The sequence below is a fragment of the Parabacteroides sp. AF39-10AC genome (genome assembly GCF_003635405.1).
Classification (GTDB): domain Bacteria; phylum Bacteroidota; class Bacteroidia; order Bacteroidales; family Tannerellaceae; genus Parabacteroides; species Parabacteroides distasonis.
Genome location: NZ_QTLP01000034.1, coordinates 24,079 through 32,438, shown reverse-complemented (window position 1 = coordinate 32,438; position 8,360 = coordinate 24,079). Strand labels below are relative to the sequence as shown.

The 8,360-nt window shown below is 43.8% G+C and carries 9 protein-coding genes and 1 pseudogene; 3 read left to right on the top strand and 7 right to left on the bottom strand.

Features of this window, described 5'->3' with window-relative positions; translation table 11 throughout:
- Positions 1–193: pseudogene (locus DW033_RS21810) on the bottom strand (hypothetical protein); the annotation flags it as partial.
- A 287-nt stretch (positions 194–480) separates the two neighbouring features.
- Here DW033_RS21810 and DW033_RS21805 point away from each other — a divergent pair.
- Both DW033_RS21805 and DW033_RS21800 read left to right on the top strand, forming a co-directional pair.
- Positions 481–1,239 (top strand): ParA family protein, encoded by a 759-nt coding sequence (locus DW033_RS21805; RefSeq protein WP_005868802.1) that lies wholly within the window; start codon positions 481–483, stop codon positions 1,237–1,239.
- 4 nt (positions 1,240–1,243) lie between these two features.
- The gene (locus DW033_RS21800) at positions 1,244–1,501 is read left to right on the top strand and encodes a hypothetical protein (protein ID WP_005648607.1); all 258 of its coding nucleotides are present in this window, start codon (positions 1,244–1,246) and stop codon (positions 1,499–1,501) included.
- 180 nt (positions 1,502–1,681) lie between these two features.
- Here DW033_RS21800 and DW033_RS21795 read toward each other — a convergent pair whose 3' ends face one another.
- The 3 genes from DW033_RS21795 to DW033_RS21785 all read right to left on the bottom strand — a co-directional run bounded on the left by DW033_RS21795 (position 1,682) and on the right by DW033_RS21785 (position 5,058).
- Positions 1,682–2,800 carry a fimbrillin family protein gene (locus DW033_RS21795; protein ID WP_199712381.1) on the bottom strand — a complete coding sequence of 373 codons (1,119 nt, stop codon included), beginning with the start codon at positions 2,798–2,800 and terminating at the stop codon, positions 1,682–1,684.
- Positions 2,801–2,908: 108 nt separating this feature from the next.
- The gene (locus DW033_RS21790) at positions 2,909–3,829 is read right to left on the bottom strand and encodes a DUF5119 domain-containing protein (RefSeq protein ID WP_009276884.1); all 921 of its coding nucleotides are present in this window, start codon (positions 3,827–3,829) and stop codon (positions 2,909–2,911) included.
- A complete protein-coding gene (locus DW033_RS21785; protein ID WP_117853909.1) occupies positions 3,826–5,058 on the bottom strand; it encodes a DUF3575 domain-containing protein in 1,233 nt (410 codons plus the stop codon). The genes DW033_RS21790 and DW033_RS21785 overlap by 4 nt, the downstream gene beginning before the upstream one ends.
- Before the next feature lie 302 nt (positions 5,059–5,360).
- Between DW033_RS21785 and DW033_RS21780 the strand changes: the two genes are divergently transcribed.
- Entirely contained in the window at positions 5,361–6,419 is a 1,059-nt protein-coding gene (locus DW033_RS21780; RefSeq protein ID WP_122383141.1) for a LuxR C-terminal-related transcriptional regulator, read from the top strand.
- Positions 6,420–6,799: 380 nt separating this feature from the next.
- On the opposite strand, the gene DW033_RS21775 is transcribed toward DW033_RS21780, so the two are convergent.
- The 3 genes from DW033_RS21775 to DW033_RS21765 are packed head-to-tail and all read right to left on the bottom strand — an operon-like array spanning position 6,800 to position 8,298.
- Positions 6,800–7,759, bottom strand: a complete 960-nt coding sequence (locus DW033_RS21775) for a HipA domain-containing protein (protein ID WP_122383140.1) — start codon at positions 7,757–7,759, stop codon at positions 6,800–6,802.
- Positions 7,756–8,082 (bottom strand): HipA N-terminal domain-containing protein, encoded by a 327-nt coding sequence (locus DW033_RS21770; RefSeq protein WP_122383139.1) that lies wholly within the window; start codon positions 8,080–8,082, stop codon positions 7,756–7,758. Before DW033_RS21770 ends, DW033_RS21775 begins: the two co-directional genes overlap by 4 nt.
- Before the next feature lie 18 nt (positions 8,083–8,100).
- Complete coding sequence (locus DW033_RS21765; protein ID WP_010185730.1) at positions 8,101–8,298, bottom strand: helix-turn-helix domain-containing protein; 198 nt, start codon at positions 8,296–8,298, stop codon at positions 8,101–8,103.
- Positions 8,299–8,360 lie beyond the last annotated feature (62 nt).

Genomic DNA, 8,360 nt, shown 5'->3' with positions numbered 1-8,360 from the left:
TCTGTTTGCGGTAATCGTCCCATTCACTATAAGCGATGTTCCAACGAATACCTAATTTATAGGTATTTTCCCATTTAATAATAGCCAGTGAATAGGCCGGATCATCTTTGCCGTCATAAATCACTTCTACAACTTCAACCACCCCTTTAGGGGAATTTATAAACTTCGGATTTTTATACGAATAAGTGCTCATGTCTTTTATTTTTTATTCATAGCACACAAAGATACTCAAAAACAAATATATACATATATACATACGTATGATTAACGTATAAAAACATTTATGGTTATTCTAATCTTTGATTAATTCCGGTACAGAAACAAAACGTACCGAAAGACGGAAACAGGATTTATTTCGGTACGCTTCCCCGATCGGTACAAAAAACACGCAAAAAACGAGAAATACTACTTTTAGTATTTTAGTATATTAGTATTTTAACTATATTTGCGGACATGACAACCATTTAAAAAACTGAATTTATGAGCAAAGCAAAAGTAATCTCCGTATTGAATCACAAGGGGGGAGTAGGAAAGACCACAACCACGATCAACCTGGGCGGCGCGTTACGTCAAAAAGGGTACAAGGTTCTTTTGATCGACCTTGACGGGCAGGCCAACCTGACCGAATCGCTGGGCTTCTCCGCGGAGCTTCCCCAAACGATCTACGGCGCGATGAAAGGCGAATACGACCTGCCGATCTACGAGCATAAGGACGGTCTTAGCGTCGTTCCCTCCTGCCTGGATCTCTCGGCCGTTGAAACGGAGTTAATCAACGAGGCCGGACGGGAGCTTATCTTAGCCCACCTTATCAAGGGCCAAAAGGAGAAATTCGATTATATCCTGATCGACTGTCCCCCCTCGCTGTCGCTGCTCACGCTTAACGCACTGACGGCCTCGGATCGGTTGATTATCCCGGTTCAGGCTCAATTCCTGGCAATGCGTGGAATGGCCAAACTTATGCAGGTCGTCCACAAGGTGCAGCAACGTTTGAACTCGGATCTTTCGATAGCCGGGGTTCTGATAACCCAGTACGACGGAAGAAAGAACCTGAACAAGAGCGTTTCGGAACTGGTACAGGAAACATTCCAGGGCAAAGTGTTCAGCACCCATATACGCAACGCCATTACGCTGGCCGAAGCCCCGACACAAGGGCAGGATATTTTTCACTATGCCCCCAAATCTGCCGGGGCAGAGGACTACGAAAAGGTATGTAACGAACTGCTAACAGAAATAAAGTAACCATATGGCAAAGAAGAACGATTTAAAAAACAGTATGTCGGCCGGGCTGACCGGGGGATTAGACAGCCTGATCCAATCCACGGCCGGGCAAAAAGAGGCTCAAAAGCCGAAGAAAGCGAAAACCGTGCATTGTAATTTTGTCATGGACGAAACCTATCACCAGAACTTAAAGCTGATCGCGATCCGCAAAGGCGATTCGCTAAAATCGGTATTGCAAGAGGCTATATCTGACTACTTGGATAAAAACAGTTCCCTGCTATAACAGCGTATCGGGAATATACAGGGCAAACACTCCACAAAAGAAATTCTCCAGGAAAAAGGTACGCAAAAAGCAACCCTACACATAAATTACAGATGATAAAAGCAATAAAAAACCCGTTGGCAGGGTTAATCTTGCGTATGTTTAACCTGCCAACGGGTACGATATTAATAAACGTTTGGATTAAGGTTTGACGTTTACGTCTTTATTATCTACATCAACCCAGCCTGTTGTCTCTGCATCAAACTGGATCGGATTCAACACAGCCTTTCCCTGATCAGTATAACCACCACCGAAAATCAACGTGTAGATATGACGCTTGCCCGGTTCCCATATAATTCCGAACGGAACATAAATTATTTTGTATTCACTTGCTGAACCCAACAGATAAACTCCGGACTGCTGGATTTTGCAGGAGATCTCCAGATAACATTGCTTCGCATCGTCGGCACCCTTCTTGGTTTTGCTGGCTCCGGAAACAGTCCAAGCAGTCAGCTCCTGTGGTATATTCAGCATAGGAGAACTTGTGGAAATATCGGTAGCTGTGGTATTACCTTCGACCGTGATGGATTTGTCTTTCACTACGGTAAATGCGTGTGGAAATGTTAAATCAGGCGAACTCCAACTTCCCGTTCCATCGGCTGCCGCAGGCAATGTGAAGACGCCGGAAAATCTGATATTATGAATCTTGATGTCACGGATGTCCACCCGCATGTTAGCGTATTGGGTCTTTGCTTTGAATACGACCTGAGACAGAATATGTTTGAATTTAAATTTCACTTTTCCGTTGTTTGAGTCTTTTGTCTGGTCTTTGGCTATGGCATACATCACGTCGTAGTTTGCATGAGTACCGGCTCCATACTCATCGATGCAGGTATAACTTATCTTTTGAGAAGTCCCGGAGGCTTCCCACCTATAAAACGCCAACATGTCTTCACTAACCGTTCCGGGATTGAACGCGTAAAAGTCCAAAGCCTCGGAAGGCCAATAACGAAGGTCGTTCGCATTTTTATAATCCCACTTATTATCTTTGTACACGATATTCACTCCGTCATGTCCATATTCCGTGTCGACCTTTCCCATGAAGGCAGTACCATCCGCCGTAAAAGCGAACACGTCGAAATCGGTGCTCGTCAAGTTGGAGGGGGTAGTAGGGGTAGCCCTCGTTTCCGCCGCATTACTTAACACGTTAAAACCAATCGCATTCCGCGAGGAGGTTTCCACATTCGCAATCTCCTCGTCTGAGCAACCCATGAGTAGCGCTCCAAAGATTGCCCAAAGCATTACTGTACTTTTTTTCATAAATAAAAACAAATCAAATTGATACATATAATTAATAAACTCGATTACTTAATAGTTGACATAGCGTTTACCCGGCATCCAATCCGCACTGAAAACTCAAATATCCGTTTACAACACTATATCCACATTCACATCATCCCAATCATCAACGTCCACATCAAATCCCGGACCGCCATTTCCCGGCTCGGATGGTACCTCATAATCAAAATTCAACACCAGATGCACATCACCGATATGCCCCGCTACCGGGACATCATGCACTTGGTCGCTCACGTCCTGTTCCAATACAGACATGCTGCCGGAACGGTTCTTGAGATACAGCCGGAAAACATTGGGCTCTCCTTCAAGTGCGGAATGTCCAAACGTATAGAATCCGCCTATAATCTGATTCCGTGAAACCATTCCATCAAAGAGCAGGCTCTCCGAAAGACCGGCGGGCAAACTGTCGCCGGACATGTTAAGCGAGCCGGACATGCCGGAAAGAGCGGCCCGCAAATCCGCCACCCTATCCAGTCCCCGAAGACCGTTCACCTCATACGTGTAGTGACATACCATGTTTACGGGAGTTAGCCGTACTATCTCCGCGCTTCCTCCCGGAATGTCCTTGAGGATAACTCTGTCTATATGGTCGCCACACAGCCAGGGTGGGGTGACGGCCATTGTCCGGTTATCCGGCGACCGAACATCACGCGTATCGGCAGTAAAAAGCGTGTAACTGCCGTTTTCTTTCCAAACCATCCCGTCGGTATCGTAGTTGAAGCAAATTACCCGGTAATCATTCTCGGGGAGCTCCACTTCCCCATCCTCTCCTCCGGGGAAATCAAATATCCACGTGTTGCTTTCATCATCGGTCGGATAAAATACGACCCTCATGCCTTCAGGCTTGTCATGATTGGAAATCTTGGTCCAGTCGAATATTACCCGCACCGTGGCAAAGTGCGGATGATCGTAACATAAATCCTTATGCTCACAAGCCGTCAGTCCTATCCATAAAAATATGAACACCAGACTAAAGCGTATCCGTATCACTGCCTGCCTCCTTTCTTCCGGCTATAATTCCCCCGCCCGATCAACCACACCAAAGAGATACCCGCCTTGGTCGGGCCGAACCAGCGGCGGTTTTTAGTGGTCTGCCATACATAGTGACCGTCCAAAGGGATGTACTCCTTGTACGATCCTCCAAGGTAGCCGATTCCCAACGTGAAATCCACATTGAACCGATGTCCCACAGGTAACGAGTAGCCGTAAGCCACGCCTCCCCCGTAACTCCATTTATCCCCCAAGTAACCTTTCCCACCCAATTCGAAATCATAGGTGACGATCTGCCCGTACAATCCGACATGATGCCCGGAAAACGGTTTTTCCACCGCTCTCCGACCGAACCAGCGGCGCAACTCCACATCTCCCCCATAGATACGCCAATAATTATGCTTCCGATCACTTTTCCACCAGGCATACATCCAATTCCCGGCCACAGACCAGTTCTTCCCCAAACAGAACTCAACCCCGATGTCAGGTATCAAAACAGCGTCATAAAGCAAGTTTGTTTTCACCGCCATGCAAAACGGCCGTTTCTTTACCGGAGCTATGACGGTAACGGTATCACGGATGCACAACGTATCACGTGTATGTATATATACCGTATCTCTGACGGGATTTATCGGATCACTATCATAGCATATTTTCACCATCGACGAACGAAGTTTCGGAAAATGGAATTTATACAAATATGAGTATGGCCTCCCCCCTTTCAGTCTTTTCAGTTCTCCCCCCCAATAAGGGCTGTCCTGGTTTTCCAAACGGACGATCTTCTCCAACAAACGAAGGACATCCTCCCTCTCCGGAACATTCACATCCGCTCTCACCATCGTTATAAGTCCGTTCCAGTCGCTTCCCGAAAAATGAAAATCCCTCTCCAATACCGGAATCTTTATATAAGGTGATATATACCGCCACAAAACCTCTGCTCGTTTTTCAGACAGCCTTCCATTCAACAGCCCCCCTCCTTCCGGGGAAGCTCCTCCTATTATTTGAATTTTCCTGATAAGACGGACGGAGTCGTTCAATGCGGAACAGATTTTAGCAAACCGCTCCATCTCGTTCCCATTGTCAAGTAAACATGTATCTATATTTACCTTTCCTTGATGAAAATAGATCCTTACCGAATCACGCTTCTCCTGAGCGGATATTTCTCCGCTTATACTCAACACGAGCACGAACAATACACATTTAATATAAAAAAAACATCTTTTCGTCATTTAATCGTTTGTTAATATGACAATCCCAACCCAGGCTTTTACACCCCTTGAATTTCGACCGCAAAATACACACCTATAAACCAACCTCCAAAGCAAAAAACAAGTATTTTAAACTTATAAATACTTAAAAAGACAACCACACAACAGCTACAACACTTACCACAGCAGCCAATCACGCTTACACAACAATTAAAAACACTTAACATCATAAAGAAAAGTACTTAAACATACAAAAAAAAAAAAAAAAACAGTTATTTTTGCAGGAAACATTATACTTAATAACACTTAAAACAATAAAACACATGAAAATCAGCACAAAAGCCACTACTTTTCTAAGCTCAATAAAAACTCAAACTTACGACAAAAAAGAAAGAGAAATGATAATAACGTATCAACAAAAACGTGTCTTTCATCTATCCCTGCTCATGCTGGCCTTATGCGCACCCATATACATATATTCAGTTCCATTTCCCAATGAACAGTTTTATTATATTAACAGCGTATTATTCCTGTTTATCATTATGTGCACTCTCGCTTATTTTAAAAAGAGAGTAAATCTGACCACGACCTTTTCCATTATACTGATAGCCATACATATCGAGATTTTTATCGAGATAATTTATTGCTCAATATGTAGCGGATATGAATATAGTTATCAAAGAGCATTGATAATGAGTAACATTACTATCTCTCTCTTATTTACCATGCTTTCCATCTGTGCCTATATGAGTAATATCTCCATCCTATTGTCCTCCCTTACCATAGCTTCCTATACAATCTGCACACTTATCACCGACGAACCGTTCCTATACAGTTATCTGCCTTTGGTCATCATCATATACACCATGATCCCCTTATTAGGAAGATCCTTACACAGTAATATCAGCAGCTTGCTAAAAAGTAGCAACTTGCTAAAAGAGGAAGAGGAAATGCTTTTGAAACGTCTCCAAATGAAAAGGGAAGAACTATTCGCGTTCGCCGAGTTGTTAAGCGAGAATAACCCGGAAGAAAAGACAAACTCCCTGTTAAGCATAATAGGGGAACAATCCAAAGAAAATCTTTTTACAGCCCTTGCCGCACACCAGAAAAAGGAAAAAAGTAAACTTGATACGATCAGGAGAATATATCCCTATTTATCCCCGTCCGAATTAAACATCTGCCGTTTAATACTGCAAGACAAGACCGTCAGCCAAATATGCGAATTATTACATCGGAGTAGCGGAAACATAACCAGCCAACGAGCGAACATACGTGCCAAACTCGGACTGAAAAAAAGCGACAATTTAAAAGAAGCATTACAAGAACGCATGAGGCTGTATGAAGAAGAACACCGGCAAGAGGACTTTTCAGCCATGCGTTAGGGATTGCAGAGTAAAGCCCACAGCCTTTAGGCGAGGACTTGAAACGTAAAGCCCGACCGTCCCACGGGAACGCCCAAAAGAAAAAAAATCCCCCGAACATTCATCCGGGGGACATTCAGGCCGTCACGTCAATTATAATACAGATTCAGATCATCCGTGCCAATCTCCTTTCCGTCCCGGAAAACAAGGCGTAAATCAATCCTCTCTCTGTTTTCATTGCCACAAAGATAGACATACCGGCCAACATACGCATCATACTTATCAATCAGTTCTAACGGTATGACCGGCATGGGAAAAGAAGAAGTACTTTCCTGAAGAATGCTTTATCCGCCCTTCATCAGAAAGAAAGCGTCTTACACCTGTACCCCATAGACATCCTATTATTGCTTTTTCAGTTCTTCCGATAAAAAGGAACGGTCTATCAATACTTGCACCAATGATTTCTCTTTGACAAACTCATCAAGCTCACGCTTTATCAATTTACCGCCCAGCCCTATGCGTCGTCCAAATTCCTCGAAATCCTTCCGCCCTACCTGATGGGTATCACCCAAATTCATTCCTTCTTTAAACAATCCTTTATCAAGAGCGAATATTCGGGGTTCAGTCAAATGCAATGAGGTGTTTATCAAGTCATACGCGGGAGAAAGCCGATATTCGTTTCCTCTATTAATCAGAGAGAAATTCTTCAGATGCGCATCGTCATTCAAAGAGATGAAGTTAAATACAATCAGCCTGAAGAAACGAAGCAAATCAATCCGGGCAGCTTTTACATATTTCTGTATTACCTCCGCACACTCTTCATAGCTGCCATTGCAATATTTATAGTCACTCCCTCCATTCGCTTTCGTATATCCCATCAATGCCGCAAAATCTTCCTGCTGATATTTTCTCCCGTCATGAACATCAAATCGCCGTGTCAAATAAGCGGCTTCATCATTACTGAAAAAGCAAAGCCTGTTGGCCGCCGTCTCTATTCCATATACTTGTGCCGCAATTTGCATGGTCAAATGCTCATTGGCAGCGCAATAATCCCGGTTCAGTATATGGTAACTGCTGGGACACGGCTTTAATATATATGCTCCCTGCTCGCCTTCCTGTGTATAACGAAGATACGATTCTTGTTCATCAACAATGACCGAATACTTGGGCTGTACGCCCGACAATGAGATGCGCTTTGCATTCCGTATGGCTTCATTGGCTTCTTCACTGTTTGTCGAAGGGCTTGGCACTCTCAGATAATGAGACACCGCTTTATCGTCAAACATTTTTTTTCGTGCGGCAAGAGAATAAGTATCGAATCCCTCGGCCAATGTCGAAGGACAAACCGTCAAAGTCATCATGGCAATACAGGGTTAGTGGTTACGGCACCTATGGTATCATAGCGGGCTGTGGCCAGCAGTATGCCAAAGTCATCTTCGGCATCGATGTGCAACAATTGGGATTGCAGTTTCCGGTTTTCACCTTCCGACAACATATTAAAGAAGAACGGGAATAAGACCGTTGACCGATACGGCTCTTCACGTAATGGAAGAGTCAAGCTGACCGATGGATAATCCTCTTTTTCCAAATAAGAAGAATCATAGGTGAATGTATATTCTCCATTATCCTCTTCTGTCAACATCCCGGCTCTAATACCGTGCAAATAAACTTCACATCGTCTCATTTCAATTAACAGTTAAATTCAACTTTTCAATCCGATAGTCATTTGAAGCCCAAGCGTGTCAAGAATGGAAAGCAGTGTCTCCAATTTAGGATTTCCTTCTCCACGCTCGATGGCCACCAACGTATTGATGCCCACACCTGCCAGCTCGGAGAGTTCCAGCTGATTGACCTTCAAACTCTTTCTACGCTCTTTAATAATCTTTCCTATCTCTTTCATATTCACAATACATTGTGATTTTATTTGCTTTTAATTCAAGAAAAGACAAGGCAACTATAATC